This window comes from Mongoliitalea lutea, from assembly GCF_014652135.1.
GTDB lineage: Bacteria > Bacteroidota > Bacteroidia > Cytophagales > Cyclobacteriaceae > Mongoliitalea > Mongoliitalea lutea.
This window is the reverse complement of sequence record NZ_BMYF01000003.1, coordinates 142,407-160,928: the sequence shown is the minus strand read 5'-3', so window position 1 is coordinate 160,928 and position 18,522 is coordinate 142,407. Positions and strand designations below refer to the sequence as shown.

Annotated in this window: 14 protein-coding genes; 8 read left to right on the top strand and 6 right to left on the bottom strand. The window is 40.3% G+C overall.

Annotation, left to right across the window (positions count from 1 at the left end; translation table 11 throughout):
• Positions 1-85: 85 nt before the first annotated feature.
• Both IE080_RS03560 and IE080_RS03555 read left to right on the top strand, forming a co-directional pair.
• Positions 86-1,147, top strand: coding sequence for a DUF2891 domain-containing protein (locus IE080_RS03560; protein WP_189579068.1), 1,062 nt, complete (start codon positions 86-88; stop codon positions 1,145-1,147).
• The gene (locus IE080_RS03555; RefSeq protein ID WP_189579067.1) at positions 1,144-2,364 is read left to right on the top strand and encodes an NRAMP family divalent metal transporter; all 1,221 of its coding nucleotides are present in this window, start codon (positions 1,144-1,146) and stop codon (positions 2,362-2,364) included. Before IE080_RS03560 ends, IE080_RS03555 begins: the two co-directional genes overlap by 4 nt.
• Before the next feature lie 24 nt (positions 2,365-2,388).
• Here the strand turns inward: IE080_RS03555 and IE080_RS03550 are convergent, their stop codons facing one another.
• Positions 2,389-3,060: a hypothetical protein gene (locus IE080_RS03550; protein ID WP_189579066.1), complete on the bottom strand. Its 672-nt coding sequence runs from the start codon at positions 3,058-3,060 to the stop codon at positions 2,389-2,391.
• A 136-nt stretch (positions 3,061-3,196) separates the two neighbouring features.
• On the opposite strand from IE080_RS03550, the gene IE080_RS03545 reads away from it, so the two are divergent.
• Genes IE080_RS03545 through IE080_RS03535 form a run of 3 tightly spaced genes read left to right on the top strand, consistent with a single transcriptional unit; the run spans position 3,197 to position 7,725 of the window.
• Positions 3,197-4,090 (top strand): class I SAM-dependent methyltransferase, encoded by an 894-nt coding sequence (locus tag IE080_RS03545; RefSeq protein ID WP_189579065.1) that lies wholly within the window; start codon positions 3,197-3,199, stop codon positions 4,088-4,090.
• Positions 4,091-4,092: 2 nt separating this feature from the next.
• A complete protein-coding gene (locus tag IE080_RS03540; RefSeq protein ID WP_189579064.1) occupies positions 4,093-5,268 on the top strand; it encodes an aspartate aminotransferase family protein in 1,176 nt (391 codons plus the stop codon).
• A gap of 60 nt (positions 5,269-5,328) precedes the next feature.
• The gene (locus IE080_RS03535; protein ID WP_189579063.1) at positions 5,329-7,725 is read left to right on the top strand and encodes a penicillin acylase family protein; all 2,397 of its coding nucleotides are present in this window, start codon (positions 5,329-5,331) and stop codon (positions 7,723-7,725) included.
• A gap of 324 nt (positions 7,726-8,049) precedes the next feature.
• Here IE080_RS03535 and IE080_RS03530 read toward each other — a convergent pair whose 3' ends face one another.
• Complete coding sequence (locus tag IE080_RS03530; RefSeq protein WP_189579062.1) at positions 8,050-8,907, bottom strand: bile acid:sodium symporter family protein; 858 nt, start codon at positions 8,905-8,907, stop codon at positions 8,050-8,052.
• A 160-nt stretch (positions 8,908-9,067) separates the two neighbouring features.
• Here IE080_RS03530 and IE080_RS03525 point away from each other — a divergent pair, with 160 nt between their 5' ends.
• Positions 9,068-9,652: a hypothetical protein gene (locus IE080_RS03525; RefSeq protein ID WP_189579061.1), complete on the top strand. Its 585-nt coding sequence runs from the start codon at positions 9,068-9,070 to the stop codon at positions 9,650-9,652.
• A 2-nt stretch (positions 9,653-9,654) separates the two neighbouring features.
• Here the strand turns inward: IE080_RS03525 and IE080_RS03520 are convergent, their stop codons facing one another.
• The 4 genes from IE080_RS03520 to IE080_RS03505 are packed head-to-tail and all read right to left on the bottom strand — an operon-like array spanning position 9,655 to position 12,845.
• Entirely contained in the window at positions 9,655-10,215 is a 561-nt protein-coding gene (locus tag IE080_RS03520; protein WP_189579060.1) for a 1-acyl-sn-glycerol-3-phosphate acyltransferase, read from the bottom strand.
• 3 nt (positions 10,216-10,218) lie between these two features.
• Positions 10,219-11,004 (bottom strand): patatin-like phospholipase family protein, encoded by a 786-nt coding sequence (locus tag IE080_RS03515; protein WP_189579059.1) that lies wholly within the window; start codon positions 11,002-11,004, stop codon positions 10,219-10,221.
• Positions 10,994-11,839: an MBL fold metallo-hydrolase gene (locus tag IE080_RS03510; RefSeq protein WP_189579058.1), complete on the bottom strand. Its 846-nt coding sequence runs from the start codon at positions 11,837-11,839 to the stop codon at positions 10,994-10,996. Before IE080_RS03510 ends, IE080_RS03515 begins: the two co-directional genes overlap by 11 nt.
• Positions 11,840-11,897: 58 nt before the next feature.
• Positions 11,898-12,845 carry an acetyl-CoA carboxylase carboxyltransferase subunit alpha gene (locus IE080_RS03505; protein WP_189579057.1) on the bottom strand — a complete coding sequence of 316 codons (948 nt, stop codon included), beginning with the start codon at positions 12,843-12,845 and terminating at the stop codon, positions 11,898-11,900.
• A 153-nt stretch (positions 12,846-12,998) separates the two neighbouring features.
• On the opposite strand from IE080_RS03505, the gene IE080_RS03500 reads away from it, so the two are divergent.
• Together IE080_RS03500 and IE080_RS03495 are read left to right on the top strand one after the other, a co-directional pair.
• Positions 12,999-16,142 (top strand): PKD domain-containing protein, encoded by a 3,144-nt coding sequence (locus IE080_RS03500; RefSeq protein ID WP_189579168.1) that lies wholly within the window; start codon positions 12,999-13,001, stop codon positions 16,140-16,142.
• A gap of 82 nt (positions 16,143-16,224) precedes the next feature.
• A complete protein-coding gene (locus tag IE080_RS03495) occupies positions 16,225-18,429 on the top strand; it encodes a B12-binding domain-containing radical SAM protein (protein ID WP_189579056.1) in 2,205 nt (734 codons plus the stop codon).
• The last annotated feature ends 93 nt before the right edge of the window (positions 18,430-18,522 follow it).

Genomic DNA, 18,522 nt, shown 5'->3' with positions numbered 1-18,522 from the left:
TCGAATAACGAATTTGAAGAAAAAACTTTGGTATACAAGTGATTTTATCCATACTTTGCCTATACAATAGCTGTAATCAAGCGATATGATGAACTTAATGCTTTTGTTGTGGTCTATGTGGACCATTCAGGACACCGGCACCCCCACCTTTAATCTGGAACAAGCCAACCGATTGGCCCAGCTTCCTTTGCATTGTCTTCAGACAGAATACCCCAATAAGCTGAATCAAACCTTAGGCGACGCATCTTATCTCAAAGGCCCAAAAGCGCTTCTTCCGGCTTTTTATGGTTGTTTTGACTGGCATTCAAGTGTTCATGGGCATTGGATGTTGATTGCCTTGTTGAAACAATTTCCTGAATTGGATGATGCGGATGTGATCCGTCAGAAACTGGAAGAAAATATCTCAGCGGCTAATATTCTGGAAGAAGTTGCCTATTTCCATATGCCGCAAAACGGAAGTTTTGAGCGGACCTACGGTTGGGCATGGGTGTTGAAATTAGCAGAAGAATTACATACTTGGGATGATCCTTGGGCCAAGCAATTGGAACAAAACCTGCAGCCCCTGACAGATTTGATGGTGGAAAAATATTTGGAGTTTCTACCCAAATTGATCTACCCTATCCGTGTGGGAGAGCATACGAATATTGCCTTTGGGCTGAGTTTTGCGTATGATTATGCCCAAACTGTTCAAAATCAAGCCTTAGCTAGATTAATTGAACAGCGGTCAAAGGATTGGTTTTTTGAGGACATGAATTGTCCCTTAGCTTGGGAACCCAGTGGTTTTGACTTTTTGTCCCCTTGCTTTCAGGAATTGGATATCATGCGAAAGGTTATGCCGCCCTCCGAATTTATTGATTGGGCTTACAGTTTTCTACCGGAAATCTTTACGGCGGATTTTTATTGGGAACCTGGTAAAGTTTCTGACAGAGCGGATGGAAAGTTGGTGCATTTGGATGGAGTGAATTTCAGTCGGGCTTGGGTGATGTATGGTTTGGCCAGAAATTTCCCGGATATCTTTCCTCACTTGATTGACTTGGGCGATGTGCATATGAATTTCTCCTTGCCGTCCATCGTAGATGATAATTACGAGGGTACGCATTGGTTGGGTAGTTTTGCGATCTATGCCTTGATACAACGTCCCCTATGAAGCTTGGTAAGCGCCCCTTAGGTCCCGGCCCCATCATTGCCGCTGCCTTTATCGGTCCTGGCACTGTCACCATCTGTACCTTAGCTGGGGTTGAATTTGGGTATGATTTACTATGGGCGCTAGGTTTGTCCATCATCACTACCTCGGTCTTACAGGAAATGGCCTCTAGAATCGGGTTAATCAGTCAGCAGGGTTTGTTAGAAAACCTCAAACAGCATCTGACCCTACCGATGGCTAAAGTTTTTTCCATAGGTTTGGTTATACTAGCTGTGGTATTGGGAAATGCCGCCTATGAAGCAGGAAATATTACCGGAGGCACCTTGGGACTTTCGTTATTGCTTCCCCTGCCCGTATACACCCTGGGCAAACTTACACTCAATGCTGCCCAACTGTTAATCGGGGTATTGGCATTTGGATTTTTATTATCTGGTAATATGTCCTTGATTACCAAATCTCTAACTGCCTTGGTGGTGGGTATGAGTATAGCTTTTCTAGTAGCTGCTGTGATGGTATTTCCTTCTTGGACTGAGTTTGGGAGAGGTTTTGTGCCCACAGTCAACGGAGGAAATATTTTGGTCATCGTAGCCTTAATCGGCACTACCGTAGTTCCTTACAACTTGTTTTTACATGCCTCCTTGGTGGCCCAAAAATGGCGTAATTCGGAAGATTTGGGGATTCTAAGAAAAGATACACTCATTGCCATCGTCATTGGTGGGACGGTATCCATGGCCATCGTGATTACCGGAGCAAGTCAGCAAGGTGGAGCGGTAAGCTCGGCGGTGGATATGGCCCTGGGTTTGGAGCCTTTATTGGGGAAATATGCGACCTATTTTATTGCATTCGGCCTTTTTGCCGCAGGTCTAACCTCAGCCATGACTGCGCCTATGGCAGCTGCATTAGTGGTTTGTGGAAGTTTTGGTTGGGATAATTCCATCAAAAGTATGCCCATGCGGATCAGTATGGGGTTTATCGTGTTTTTGGGGCTGTTATTTGCTTCATTGGGTATCAAGCCCGTGCAACTGATTACCCTCGCCCAAGTTGCTAATGGCATCCTCCTCCCATTGGTTGCGGCCTACCTCATCTGGATAGTCAATCAATCAGAAATCATGGGAAAGTTTCAAAATACAAAGATTCAAAATGTAATAGCAGTGACAGTTTGGATAATAACCCTGCTACTAAGTGCTGTTAGTGTTTTTAGAGTTTATTCCAGTATCTAAATTGCTTTTTTCATCAATTAAAATTTACTTATTGACAAGTTCTACCACAAGTTTAAAATCCTCAGGATTCTCAAGCTTAAGTTTTTCTTTTTTGATCAGTTCATGCACTTCTTTTTCCTTCGAACCTGCATAAGCTTTTAATCCTCGTTTGGTGGTTTTTATCTCTGAAATGTTCATACCTTGAATATCAAAATAATTGATTTCATGCCTAAATTCATCATATTGAGGACCTGAATAGCTATCACGCTGCGTGGAAGGTCTTATAAAAGTTTTCCGGTGTACTGCAACGATACGCTTGCCATCTCCTTTCCATAAAAGTTCTGAAATCTCTTGTTTAGCACCAATCCGTTCACGAGAAAACAAACGCTTCTGACCTTGACCTGTTTCTACACTTACCCAATTATTTACCGGAAAAGGATCTGAATCTACACCATCAGTCTGAATAAATAAATCTCCTCTATTCAAGTTGATATTAAAGGGGATATTCTCATAAATTTTTCCATTAGTTAGGGTAATTGTACCCAACTGTGCTTTTTCAAAAAGTAGTGGAGTACATTTAACCCCTACAGAAATAGCATTCAACCTGAAGCTTCTAGAGGCATCAAGCGTATATTCCTGAATGGGTGTTTGTGCCTTGGTTACTCTTACAAAACTTATTAAAACCAGACATACAGTTACTAAATTTCTCCAATTCATTTTTTAAAATAGTGTTTAGTTTGATCAATTCAATAATAGCATTAAAATCGGAAAGAATTATCAATTATAAAACCAAGCCGATGAAGTTCTCCCATAAAATATCCAGTCATCATAAAGGATTGCTTACTTTTGCAGGATGAAAGAAAGTATACTCTCCTTGTGCCCCTCCCATTGGACAGACTATGAATTGATCGATACAGGAGGATTTGAAAAACTGGAAAGATTTGGAAAGTTTATCTTAAGTAGACCTGAACCTCAGGCTATTTGGGATAAAAGTATGCCCGAATCCGAATGGCGATCCATAGCACATGCACATTTTGCTAAAGAAAAAAATAATCCCGAAAAAGGCCAATGGCAAGAGTTCAAGCGCATTCCACACAATTGGCAGGTAGCTTATAAAAATCCTCATGGTCTGGATTTAACACTCAATCTAGCCATGACTTCTTTCAAACATATCGGACTTTTTCCCGAACAGGCAGTCAATTGGGATTACATTAGCGAAACACTAAAAACCTTCCCGATTGCTAAGCCAAAGGTCTTGAATCTTTTTGCCTACACTGGAGCGGCTAGTGTTGCTGCTCGTGCTTGTGGTGCCGATGTCACCCATTTGGATTCTGTGAAGCAAGTGGTGACTTGGTCCAAACACAATATGGAAAGTTCCAAACTCGATGGCATCCGCTGGATTGTAGACGATGCCATGAAATTCATCAAACGGGAGCAAAGAAGAGGAAATACGTATCATGGAATCATCTTGGATCCTCCTGCTTACGGTAGAGGGCCCGATGGTGAAAAATGGATTTTGGAAGAACAAATCAATGAAATGCTCAAAGTATGCTCGGAGATTTTAGATCCTGAACATCATTTTCTTATCCTCAACATGTATTCCTTGAGTTTTAGCTCCATGATTGCAGCCAACTTAATCCGTTCCAATTTCCCAAAAGTGGACAATGCTGAACATGGTGAGCTTTATTTGGTTGATAAATTTGAAAAGAAACTACCACTAGGCATCTTTTTTAGATTCAGAAGTTAAGCATGAACAATAGACAGCTATTTCTCAATCATTTGGCACAAACCACTGATTTTCCCTTGATGATAGAAATCGAGCGTGCGGAAGGAATTTACATGTATGGGCCAGATGGCAAACGATATATTGATTTAATATCCGGAATTGGAGTGAGTAACGTAGGCCATAGACATCCGCAGGTTTTGAATGCTATTCAAGAGCAATTGGATAAGTACTTGCACCTGATGGTCTATGGGGAATATGTACAAAGCCCACAAGTGCAATTAGCTCAAGCACTCTGTCAAACACTTCCTGACACCTTGAATAATGTCTATTTGGTCAATTCAGGTTCAGAGGCAGTTGAAGGTGCTCTAAAACTAGCCAAACGCTACACCAATCGACGAGAAATCATCTCCTGTATCAATGCCTATCATGGATCGAGTCATGGTTCCTTATCCGTAGGAGGGAATGAGGTATTTAAGCGTGCCTATCGTCCCCTACTCCCTGGTATCAGTAATATTCTGTATGGAAGCTATTATCAGTTGGATCAGATAACTGAGCAAACGGCAGCTGTAATTATTGAAACGATTCAAGGAGAAGCAGGTATCCGAGTTGCCTGTAAGCAGTATTTTCAAGCCTTAAGAAAGCGCTGCGATGAAACAGGCACCTTACTGATCTTGGATGAAATACAAGCAGGATTTGGTCGTACAGGTAAATTTTGGGCATTTGAACACTTTGAAATTGTGCCAGATATACTTGTTTGTGCCAAAGGTATGGGCGGCGGTATGCCTATTGGAGCTTTTATCGCTAATCAAGTGGTGATGGCTTCCTTTAAAAGCAACCCATTGTTGGGACATATCACTACTTTTGGAGGGCATCCAGTTTCTTCAGCAGCTTCATTGGCCACCCTAAAAGTTATTCAGAAATCCAATTTATTGGAACAGGTAGAAACTAAAGCAAACCTTTTTAAAGAGCTTTTAGTACACCCTAAAATCATAGCTATCCGAAATAAAGGCTTAATGATGGCTATAGAATTTGAGTCCTTCGAGGTATTGAAACCCATCATTGATCGAGCAATCGGGATGGGGGTGATTACTGATTGGTTTCTATTCTGCGATGATAGCATGCGGATAGCCCCACCTTTGGTCATAACCGAAGAAGAAATCCGTGAAGCTTGCGCAATTATCTTGCAGGCAATCGGATAAGCGGCTTTTATATTCAGGAGGAAAGACTTAAATTTCCTTCTTTAAAGCCCAAACTTACCCATGAAAAAATTACTCTACGTATTCTTCAGCCTACTAGTAGTCTTATTAGTAGGCTTTTTGTTACTTAAAAACGCCCATTCTCCACAGTATTCGGGACAAATAACCTTGGATGGCCTGAATGAGGAAGTTACCGTGTATTTTGATTCACATGGTATCCCCCATATTTACGGGCAAAATGCCGAAGACACCTATCAAGCACTCGGGTATCTGCATGCTCAAGATAGAATTTTCCAGATGGATATGATGCGAAGAGTGGGTACAGGTACCTTAGCTGAATTTTTAGGAGAAGATGTCTTAGATATCGATAAATTCTTCAGAACCCTTGGTATCCCACAGCATGCCGTCTGGAGTACAGAAGTATGGAATCAAGAAGGCCCTTCTGAGTGGAAATCAGCCACAGAAGCATATATTAAAGGAGTGAATCAATTTATTCAGGAAGGTAAATTACCCATAGAATATACCTTGCTAGGATCCAAACCTCGTGAGTTCACGATCAATGACATGCATGGAGTGGCAGGCTATATGGCTTTTTCTTTTGCCATGGCTGTCAGGACTGATCCTTTGGTGACCAAAATTGTCAGAAACTTAGGTGCTGATTACACCAAGTCGCTTTCCATTCATACATTACCGGAGCATTATGTTATTCCTAATCACTATCCTGAAAGGGATGTAGAAACAGGAACCATTGTCCGAAGCAAGCAAACCATCGCTTTCTTGGATAAACTACCCGTCCCTATGTTGGAAGGTTCCAATGCATGGGTGATTGCGCCGGAGCGGACAGCATCTGGAGAAGTCTTATTCTGCAACGATACCCATATTGGTTTTGCACAGCCATCTGTATGGTTTGAAGCGCATTTGGAGTATCCTGGCTTTAGCTTTTATGGAAATCATTTAGCAGGCCTTCCATTTGGCTTGGTAGGTCATAGCAGACATCATAGCATAGGCTTGACCATGTTTGAAAATGATGATCAGGATTTCTTTGAGGAGCAATTAAACCCAGAAAATTCCCTTGAAACTAAGTATGGAGATGGTTTTGTGCCCATGACTATTAGAGAAGAACTCATTCCGGTCAAAGGAAAGGACCCCGTAGTGATTACCATTCGTGAGTCTATTCATGGTCCGATTATGAATGAAGTGGTTCCTGAAATCTCCCGCTTGACCGCCAATCCAGTGGCTTCTTGGTGGGTGTATATATTGGAGCCTTCCAAGGCTATGGAAGCATTGTGGAAATTGAATCACGCACAAACCATTGAGGATGTGGAAGCGGCTGCTCCTTTGATTCATGCGCCCGGTCTGAACATCATGTATGGAGATAAGGAAGGAAATATAGCTTGGTGGGCAGTAGCTCGCTTGCCTATACGTCCGGCACATGTGAATTCCAAGGTGTTTTTGGACGGTAGCAATCCGGATGATGAACCTCAGGGTTGGATGCCTTTTTCGGAAAACCCCATGAGCATCAATCCTCCCTCTGGATTTGTGGCTTCAGCTAATAATCAGCCAGATACTTTAAGCAATGGAACATTTTTCCCTGGCTATTACTACCCAGGAGATCGGTGGAACAGAATTGCCAAAACCGTAACCGCACGTAACGATTGGACAGCTGAAAGTATTCAAAAACTGCAATTAGAAGCCATCAATGAAAACCATCCGTTGAATGCGCAGTCTATGATTGCCGCAGTTGGAAAAGAAGCTTTTGGACCTTATACAGATGCGTTGAAAGCACTTGAACGCTGGTCAGGTAATCATGATTTGGATATCATTGCCCCTACCGTCTATTATAAATGGCTGTATCATACACTGCATGGCATGATGGCAGATGAATTGGGAGAAGATGATTTCAGTACTTTCTTGACCACCTTTCTCTATATCCGCAGTGTGCCAACCTTGATTCGCTCAGAAGATTCCAAGTGGTGGGATAATATCGAAACAGATGTGGTAGAAACCAAAAAGGACATCGTTGCAGCTGCTTTGGAAAAAACGCTACAGGAATTAGCTGAACAATTAGGTAAAAAAGATTCGGAGTGGTTGTGGAAAAAAGTGGTACAGGTAGAACATCCCCATCCCCTGGGCTCCAAAAAACCATTGGATAAAATCTTTAACGTTAAAACTGTTCCCGTAACCGCAAATGAAGAGTCTGTGAATAAATTACCATTCAAGTTGAATGGAGATGGTATTTACAAAGTTAATTCTGGCCCTGCAATGCGGATCATTTTGGATTTTGCAGATGTAGATGCAGCTATCTCTGTGCTTCCTACAGGTCAAAGTGGAAATATTTTCAGTAAATACTATAAGGATCAAGCACACATGTTTGCCACTGGTAACTATCGCCCTATGTTGATGAATGCGAAGGAAATTGAAGAAAAAGCTGTTTCTAACTTAGTATTTAAAAGAAGCTAGGGTATTTCTTACCAAGCTTTACAATATTCTAGTGTAAATTTGAACAAATGTCTTTTAATTTTTTTTGATTCTCAGCAAGGGAATTTAAGATATTTCCTTTGGAATTAGGGAGTAGAGTTTAATCTAAACTCTACTTTCTTTTTTTGAAAACTTTGGATATTAATTCATGGTAAATTTCAAAACTGATAAGTATAATTTGTCTTAGGTTTTCCATACATTTAACTGTAAAAATAGGCATTAGAAATAAAATCTAGAGTCTTATTTACCTTGCCTATCACTATTGGACAAAAATCTATGGGTCATAATGGTTATGTTATAATCTCGTCATTTTCTAACAATACTTTCCACCACAATGATGATTGCAGAACTGACAAACATAATCAAGCTGTAAATAGCTATGGGAATGGTCATTTCTGAATTTTTCAATAAGGTCGCTGCTATCATAATCCCTAAGGTACCATTCTGAATACCCGACTCAATGGCAATAGTCATCCGTTGCCGTTTGGGAAGGAAAAAGAGTGTACCAAGGAAAAAACCCAAAACCAAGGTAGCGATGTTAAGGCTGAGAGAGACTGGTCCAGCCACGATAAAGAATTCAACAATAGACGCTCTTTCTTTTAAAATAGCTGCAATCAACACTAAAGAAAAAATTACAGCCGATGCAATTCTTACAGGTTTATCTGCTTTGACGGATAACATAGGGAATCTTCTTTTCAATAGCATACCAATGATCACAGGCACAACCGTTACTCCCATAATTTGAATAATTGTTTGCAAAACAGGAAGCGTAACGCTTCCCTCCTCTCCAAAATAGCTGATAGAAAAATTAACTATCAGAGGAATGGTCACAATCGTAATGAAAGAAGTAACAGCCGTCAAACTGATAGACAAGGCCACGTCCCCTCTGGACAAATGCGTTATTAGATTAGAGGTAGCACCACCCGGACAGGCAGCTAAAATCATAAAACCTACAGCAAAAGCTCCACTTAAACCAAACACTTGAATGAGGGCAAATGCGATTAAAGGCAAGAGAATTAACTGATTGAGCAAACCTAAACCAATAGCTTTAGGATATACCAAAATATTTTTAAAATCCTTGGTAGTCAGTGATAGCCCCATCCCAAGCATGATAAATGCCAAAGCCAAGGGTAAGAATACAGCAGTTAATATACTGTCTTGCATAGGTTGTAGCGTTTTTTTGGGTTTATAAATGATTTCAAATCAAAAATTTCTTCAAAACAATTCTCAAATAAACAAATTCTTCCGAAATTCTAAGAAATTTTAACAAAATACCCAACAAGAACTTAAAAATGAGCGTTTTAAATCTCAAATTGAAAAGGAAATGAAAAGGCTGTTGCTATTTTGTGCTGCTTGTTTGTTTTGGGGTTGTATGGAGCGTGAAGAGCTGGTACCATCCGGTAGTCAACTCCTCAGAAATACCGATTTATCCAATTCATTGGATAATGTGAGTCCATGGAATTCAGTGATGGCTACTCCATTTAATGTTGGAGTATCTGATGAAGTCTTTTTTTCAGGTAACCGATCCTTATTCCTTGAAGGAACCACAGAAGAAGCTACAGGTTCTGTTGCCTGGGTCCAACATTACACAGGCCCCATGCCATTTGCCAATAGAAGACTGAGACTTCGAGTGATGATGAAAGGGGAAAATATTGAGCTGAACGGCATCAACTCTAATGTATGGGTGACCGTAAGAGCTTGGCCCGCAGAAGGTGCTAGCGGTACTTTTGGAAGATCTGTTTCCAGTCAAAGAACCAATTTCATTTCAGGAACCTTTGACTGGACTCCATTTGAACTGACATTACCAAACTTCCCAAATGATTCGAATCGAATCAGTGTTTTCTTGGTCATGGGTCCAAGAACAACTGGAAAAATTTACTTTGATGAAATCACTCTAACAGTAGAATAAAATCACCTAATGCCCTTTTCAGGATACTTTCCTTGGATGGTGCGACCAAATGTCATCATCTCTTCAATCTGTGCATTCATATCTCCATTTGGATAAATAACTGGACCTATACCGGCTACTTTATTTTTGTAATCTAAAAATCCAATGACCACAGGGACATCTGCTCCAAGAGCTACATGGTAAAAACCTGTTTTCCATCTTGGAGCATAACTCCTTGTTCCCTCAGGTGTTACCATAATAACCAACTCATCTGCTTCTTTGAGCATATTGGTCATGGCTTCTGTGTAGGTCTGCTTCCTACCTCCGGGGATTCTTTTACGGTCAATAGCAATACCCCCAAGCCCTTTAATCATCCAACCTAAGGGTCCTACCATCACCTCTTTTTTGATAGTGAACCTCACAGGAATATCCATCAGGTAAAAGGCAGCCCTTGCATACAATAAATCCCAATTACTAGTGTGCGGAATAGCAATTAAAACTGCTTTTTTAAGTCCTTCAGGCCATCCAACTTTAAGTTTCCAGCCTGTAATCCAAAAGACAAATCTGGATAATGATTTCATCATAGCTTATTTCGTTTGAGCTAATGCTAATATACTTTCGTTTTGTTCAATAAAGGTAATCGTCGCATCATATCCTGCTTGAAAAATCTCGGGAGCCTTCTTGTAATCAAATACCCCATACCGGGCCAATCCTTTAGGCTCAATAAAATAATCACATTTATTCTTCCTACTGTAGACATTGTAGTTCATTGACATGATTACTGTTCGTTCAATCAGATTTTTGATATTCTTGATATTATGCTCATCTGGGAGGTGATTACTATTGACACCTATAATTATATCACAGACACCATCCAAGGGTTCTACTGGTAAGTTATTCAAAACTCCTCCATCCACATAGTAATGTTTATTAATCTGAATAGGATCAAACATTCCGGGAATACATGATGAAGCCATAATGGGCGGTATCAATTCACCTTCAGAGAAATAAGCAACCTTAGATCGCTTAATATCAGTTGCAGCAACAGTCAAGGGGATTTTTAATGCCTCAAAAGAATTCTCAGGTAAGTATTTCTGATACAGTTCTTGGGCAGTTTCCATTTTTAACAAACCTGTAAGAGATATTGCAGGCCGAATAAACTTGAAATAATTAGTCTTGATGATGATTTCTAAAATCTCATCCGGAGAATAGCCCGAACAATACAAGGAACCGGCAATTGCTCCGGCAGAACTACCGCTAAACCTATTTGGAAATATATTGTAATAATTGAGCGCCTTCAACACTCCCAAATGGGCAATCCCACGGATTCCCCCACCCGAAAGGACGATTCCAATTTTCTTATTAGATTTCATTTAAGCTAAATGTTTGATCCAAACGAACCCCCTTTTCTGTTCGCTTAACTGTACAGCATTCGTATATTGAATCATGTTCAAAAAAAATAATATATTCATTATCAGCAGCTTCTTCCAAAAATCTCTTTTTTTCTTCTAAAGTAATCAGCGGACGCGTATCGTATCCCATGACATAAGGTAAAGGAATATGACCAACCGATGGTAGCAAATCAGCTGCAAACACAATGGTTTTTCCTTTGTAAGCGATCTTGGGAAGCATTTGCTTATCGGTATGGCCATCAGCTGTAAAAAACGAAAAATTGTCAGTTAGCTGCGGTTTTTCCAAATCAACAAATTGTAATTGCCCACTTTCCTGAATGGGAATAATATTTCCCTTCAAAAAAGAGGCCTTTTCTCGACCATTGGGCACTGTAGCCCATTGCCAATGATCTTCATTGGACCAATACTGAGCATTTGGAAATACCATTTCTACTTGCGCTGGATTCCCATTTTTGTACTGTACCCCTCCCCCACAATGATCAAAATGCAGATGGGTAAGAAAATTATCTGTGATATCAGAAGGTTGATAGCCTGCTTGTTTCAAGGATTTCTCCAAGGAATCATCCCCATGCAAGTAATAATGAGAAAAGAACTTGGCGTCTTGTTTGGTTCCTATCCCATTATCAATCAAAATCAATCGATCACCGTCTTCGATTAGGAGACAGCGCATAGCCCAAGTACAGAGATTGTTTGCATCAGATGGATTGGTTTTGGACCAAAGCACTTTAGGCACTACACCAAACATGGCACCTCCATCCAGTTTAAAAAATCCAGTATTGATTACATGTAATTTCATTGATGTATGGAAAGTAAAAACCCTGTCAATATACGCTTAACAGGGTTTGGGTTGTAATCTATTCTTCAAAAACCCCCATGGAGCAGAATTTATCAATTCGCTGATCAATTCGTTTTTCAGGCTTAATTTTATCTAACTCCTTTAAGGCTTCTAAAATGGTTTGCTTGATAGTGCTCGCCATTTTTTTCATATCCTTGTGTGCTCCTCCCAATGGCTCTTCAATAATTCCATCGATGAGCCCATTTTTCTGCATGTCTATAGCGGTCAATTTCAACGCTTCAGCTGCCTGCTCTTTATAATCCCAAGATCTCCACAAAATAGAAGAACAGGACTCCGGAGAAATCACAGAATACCAAGTATTCTCCAACATATATACTTTATCTCCAATAGCAATACCCAAAGCTCCTCCTGATGCACCTTCACCTATAATGATACAAATTACAGGAACTTTCAGCATAAACATTTCTTTCAAATTGCGGGCAATGGCTTCACCTTGTCCTCTTTCTTCTGCTTCCAATCCAGGGAATGCACCAGGAGTATCAATAAGGGTTACTATAGGTTTACCGAATTTTTCTGCCATTTTCATTAAGCGAAGGGCTTTCCTATAGCCTTCGGGATTGGCCATACCAAAATTACGTTCTTGACGCTGCTTGGTATTTCGACCCTTTTGTTGACCAATAAACATGACTGTTCGGCCATCAATATCGCCTAAGCCTCCTATCATTGCTTTATCATCTTTAACCGTGCGGTCCCCATGCAACTCTATAAAATCATTGGTGATTTCATAAATATAATCCAATGCATAGGGTCTATCAGCATGGCGCGATAGCTGTACTCGCTGCCATCTGGTCAAATTTTGGAAAGTTTCTTTTTTCAATGCATGTATTTTTTCCTCCAAAGACTGTATTTCATTGCTTAAATCAATGTTTTTACCTTTTGCTAAATCCTTCATTTCTTGAAGTTTAAGCTCCAGATCAGCGATGGGTTTTTCGAATTCTAGCAACATATCCTGTTTATTTGAATAGGACAAAGATAAACATATTCTCTTGAACTAAAATTCCGACAGCCATTTCCACTCAAATACTTGTTCCACGAATCATGAAAAAAGTATGCAATCAATTGAATGTCTTTTGTATATTACCAAGCGATTAAATTTGTGATGGATTGTAGAAAGTATTTTGCGGCGGTTGTATGTGTGCTTGTGATTGGATTGAGTGCGCCAAGTGTATCAGTTGCCCAACTATCAACAGTGGGTAGGGAGTTTTGGCTCGGTTTTATGGAAAACAATCGTGTGCAAGGTACCACCCCATTCAATTCTGCTCCTGATGTAGGTATTATTATTATTACAGCAGAAGAAAATACCACAGGAGTCATTCAATACCAAGCTAATACGATAACCTTTTCTTTAAATGCTGGTCAACAATTTATCCACAGAATTGAAGATTTTGATATTATTCACCGAACATCGGGTATAATTGAAAGCAAATGGGTCTACATTACAACTTCTGGTAATGTATCTGTTCATGCATTTAACGAGCGTATTCGATCAGCAGATGGGACAGTCATATTACCACTAACGGCATTGGGAAAAGACTACCTGGTTACTTCTCATTATGAATTCATGAATTTACCTTTAAACTATAACCCAAACATTAATGATGAAAGTATTTTATTGGTTTTAGCTACCGAGAATAATACACGTGTTGAAATCACCCCATCTGTATTCACGTTGAATGGAAATGCACCTAATGTCCCATTCACAATCACGCTTAACAGAGGCCAAACCTATCAATTAAAAGCAATTAATGACTTAACAGGTTCGAGGGTAAGAGTTGTTGGCGATACTGCCAATGATTGTAAAAATATCGCAGTTTTTGGAGGCAATAAATGGACTTCCGTAGGACAATGTGGCGCTGCCAATGACCACCTTTTTCAGCAAATATATCCTACAAATACTTGGGGTACTGACTATATACACATCCCCTTAGGAGGAAGGACATCTGGCGAATTGGTGAAGGTACTCGCATCTGAAGATGGAACAGATGTAAGTGTCAATGGAACTGTCATTTCCACACTAAACATGGGACAATTTCAGACCCTTGAATTTTCTCCTACAGAAGTAGCATCCATTGTTACTTCCAAGCCAAGTGCGGTAACTGTTTTTGCAAAAAGTCAGGAATGTAATGATCCTGCACAATTGAATTTTGGTAACGGAGATCCATTCATGATTACCTATAGCCCAAATAATCAGCGACTAACAAATTTAACTTTTAATGCACTTCAACTTCCTTCCATCGACCAACACTTCATTACGGTCATAGTACCTACTCAAAGTATTGGAGCTACACGTTATGATGGTGGTCCAGTAGTCGCCAATTTATTTCAACCTGTACCGGGAACTGAATTTTCATACATGCGCTTACAAATTTCTCAGGGAGTCCATAGACTTGAAAATCCGGATGGCTTTATTGCCTATGTTTACGGATTTGGATTTATTGAATCCTATGGATACTCTGCCGGAGCGCGTTTGGAAAACTTAAACTTTGAAGTTGAACCACTCTATGATTTTGAGGTTGCAGGTGATCGGGTAGCTTGTTTAAATAATGAAGCATTATGGGAAATTTTCCCTGAAAACGAGTTATTCACATACTTTATATGGGACTTTGGAGATGGAAGTACTCAGAAAGAAGGTAAAACCATTAACCATACATACACAGAGGAAGGGCTTTTTGAAATTACCGTAATTGCCGCTTTAAGCCCTGATAGTTGCGATGAGCAACAGACGATTACCTTCGAGGTCAGAGTGGAATCAACTACAGGTACATTAGAAGGAACACAAAGTGTGTGTCCTGAGGTAGAAGAGCTCACCTATCGTTTCAATGGAACTACTGACCTTTTGAAAACCGAGTTTGTCGTAGAGGGCGGTACAATTACAGATTTAGATGAAAGTGCGGGAACCGTAACCATCCAATGGGGAGAAGCTAATCCGGCTGCAAAAATTATCGCCACTCCTTACAACTTACAAGGCTGTCCGGGAGATGAAGTAGAATTACTTGTAGTAATTAACCAAGTGATCGAATCATCTATACCGCAGGGCGATACCCAAATATGTTTCGATTTAAACCGAACAGACACTTACACCATTCAAAACCCAAGTCCTAATCGGATATTTACCTGGTTTATTACAGGTGGTGAATTTGTGGGTGGAAATGAAGGGAGTTCAGTAGAGGTGTTATGGACTACGGCTGGTGCATTCGGTGAAATTTGGTATACAGAAGTCAGCACTATCGACGAATTATGTGAAGGTGAATCCCCTAAATTGAATGTTTCTATCAATCCGTTATTGGAAGCTCAAGTCCAGACAATAAGAATGGTTAGTTGCTTTGGAGGAACTGATGGATTCATTGAGGTATCCACCTCGGGAGGCACTGCTCCATACACCTTTCAATGGTCTCACGATCCATCACTAAATCAACCTAGGGGAGAGGGGCTGATTGCAGGCTTTTATCAGGTAAGAATTCTTGATAATGTAGGCTGTGATATCGAAATATTGGATATAGAAATCACCGAACCTGACCTATTAGAAATCATAAGTTTAAATACTGAGCCCACCTCCTGTTTTGGTAAAGATGATGGAGTTGCGAATATCAGTATTCAAGGAGGAACCTTGCCCTATTCGATTGATTTTCCAAGTGCGCAATTTCAAGGTTCAGATTTGATCCTGACAGGCTTGGAGGGGCGTAGTTATTCCCTGGAAGTAAGTGATGCCAATGGATGTACTATCCCTGTAATTTTTGAGGTAACATCCCCGCTACCATTAGAGGTAGACGTACGTATTCTAAGGCCTGCATGCCCCGGCGAATCCAATGGACAATTAATTGCAGAGCCGACCGGTGAATTCAGGCCTTTCATTTTTACTTGGGATTTTGATAACTCAGGAGATGTAATTCTTTCAGATATTCCAAGAGGCACCTATACCGTATCCGTTCGCAATCAATCAGGATGTGTAAGTGTAGGTGAAGCGGATATGATTGAGGCAAGTCCACTTGTGCGTATGCCAACAGGTTTTAAATTGGAGGAGGGCGAATTCAAAGCAGTTTCCAATTGTACGCTCAACTTTGACCTAAAAATCATCAACCGATGGGGACAGCTCGTTTATATGGGTAATGAGGGATGGAATGGATTGATTGATGGAGAACCTGCTCCCTTGGGAAGTTATTCTTATGTTTTTGCATATCAGTACTCTTTTGAAGGAAGTATCGTAAAGGAAGAAATCCGGGGAGTAGTCACCTTGATACGTTAGTCAAAACCATAGTTTTAAAGGCTTTAATTATTGTGTGAAATGGGAAAGTTGTAGCTTTGTATCTGTATAAATTATTGAATCCGTGTCTGCCAACATTTTACTTCTTACTCCTCCCTTTACCCAGCTTAATACACCCTATCCTGCCACTGCTTACATCAAAGGTTTCCTTAATACCCTTGACGTTTCTGCATATCAAGCAGATTTGGGTATTGAAGTGATATTAAAAATTTTTTCAAGAAAAGGGCTTGAGGAATTGTTTGCCTCGGTTACGGAGGAAATCATAAAAAAAGCACCAGCCAATGCTCAGCGGATTTATTATCTTCAAGAGGAATATATACTTTGTATAGACCCTGTCATCAAATTCTTACAGTTTGAGAATCCTACACTTTCTTATACCATTTGCGAAGGGGACTTTTTACCCCAGGCTTCCCGATTTGAGCAACTTGATGATTTGGAGTGGGCCTTCGGAACCATGGGCGTTCAGGATAAGGCTAGGCATCTTGCTACCTTGTATTTAGAAGATATTGGTGATTTTATTCAAGAATTAGTAGATCCATTTTTTGGATTTAGCCGCTATGCCGAACGATTGGGAAGATCTGCTGTTGACTTTGACCCTATTGAAGAAGCACTACAGGGTACGCCAACCTACATTGATCACATACTTACAGAAAGCTTACATGAATTGCTTGTAAGTGTACAACCCAAACTTGTGTGTATGTCAGTACCTTTTCCAGGCAATCTTTACGGGGCCTTCAGAATTGGTAAATACATCAAAGAAAACTTCCCAAGTATTCAAGTAGCAATGGGTGGTGGTTATCCCAATACTGAATTAAGAAGTTTGCAGGAACCACGTGTATTTAAGTACATGGACTTTATCACTTTGGATGATGGGGAGCGTCCTTTACAAAACCTGCTGGAATACTTGGATGGCAAGAGAAGCATCGAGCAATTGAAGCGTACTTATGTTTTTATGGATGGAAAGGTGATCTACAAAAACAAAGCACTGGAGCGCGATATACCTTTTAGCAATACAGGAACTCCGGACTATTCAGATTTACCCCTTAAAAAATACCTCAGCGTCATAGAAATCGCCAACCCTATGCACCGCTTGTGGTCGGATGGACGATGGAATAAACTGACGATGGCCCATGGCTGCTATTGGAAGAAATGTACGTTTTGTGATATCACCCTAGATTACATCAAAAATTACGAGCCTATTTCCGCTGCCATCATCTGTGACCGCATGGAAGAGTTGATTGCACAAACAGGAGAAACAGGTTTCCATTTTGTGGATGAAGCAGCACCACCTGCACTCATGCGCGAATTGGCTATTGAAATCCTCAAAAGAAAGCTTAAAGTCTCTTGGTGGACCAATATTCGATTTGAAGAACGATTTACCTATGACTTATGCAGGTTATTAAAAGCATCTGGATGCATTGCCGTTTCCGGAGGTTTAGAAGTAGCATCTGATCGCTTACTGGAACTCATGAAAAAAGGGGTAACTGTATCCCAAGTTGCCCGAGTAGCCAATAACTTTACTGCATCAGGCATTATGGTTCATGCTTACTTGATGTATGGGTTTCCAACACAGACCATTCAAGAAACCATCGATAGCTTGGAAATGGTGCGTCAGTTGTTCCAAGAAGAAGTCTTACAATCTGGCTTTTGGCATTTGTTTGCCATGACATCGCATGCACCAATTGGATTAGAGCCTGAAAAATACAAAATCATCCGAACAGGTCCAGAAAAAGGCCTCTTTGCAGATAATGATTTAAGCCACGAGGACCCTTTTGGTGCTGATCATGAACAATTTAGCCATGGGCTGAAAAAAGCTCTATTCAATTACATGCATGGTATCTGCATGGATTATCCATTACAGGAATGGTTTGATTTTAGAGTTCCCCGCACAACTGTTCCAAACAATTTTATCCATAACGCCATTCATCATGCACTGCCACAAGCGTTGAAACCTAATCACAAAGGAGTATGGCTTGGTGGAAGAGTTAGTCTCAAAAAGACAAGCTTCAATAAAAAGGGGAAAAAGGTAGAGCGTTTTTATTTGGAAGCAGAGCAAAAGTCACAAACGCTCCAAATTAAAATTGGAACGAAAGAATCTAAATGGGTCGCTACTATTCTTAACAACCATCTTGCCCATTCCAATACAGAAGAAATGACATTTCAGGAGTTTTCCCAACAATTCGAAGCGGCTGGATTGGGTCCAATTGAAGTATTTGTACAAAGCCCGGTATTTCAAGACCTGTCGGAAGCTGGTTTACTTTGGGTATAAATGAAAAACCCTGTCCAAAAGACAGGGTTTTCACTCACTTTAACCACTAACAACCATAAAACAAATTCATTATTTCTTCTGCATTTATAGTAA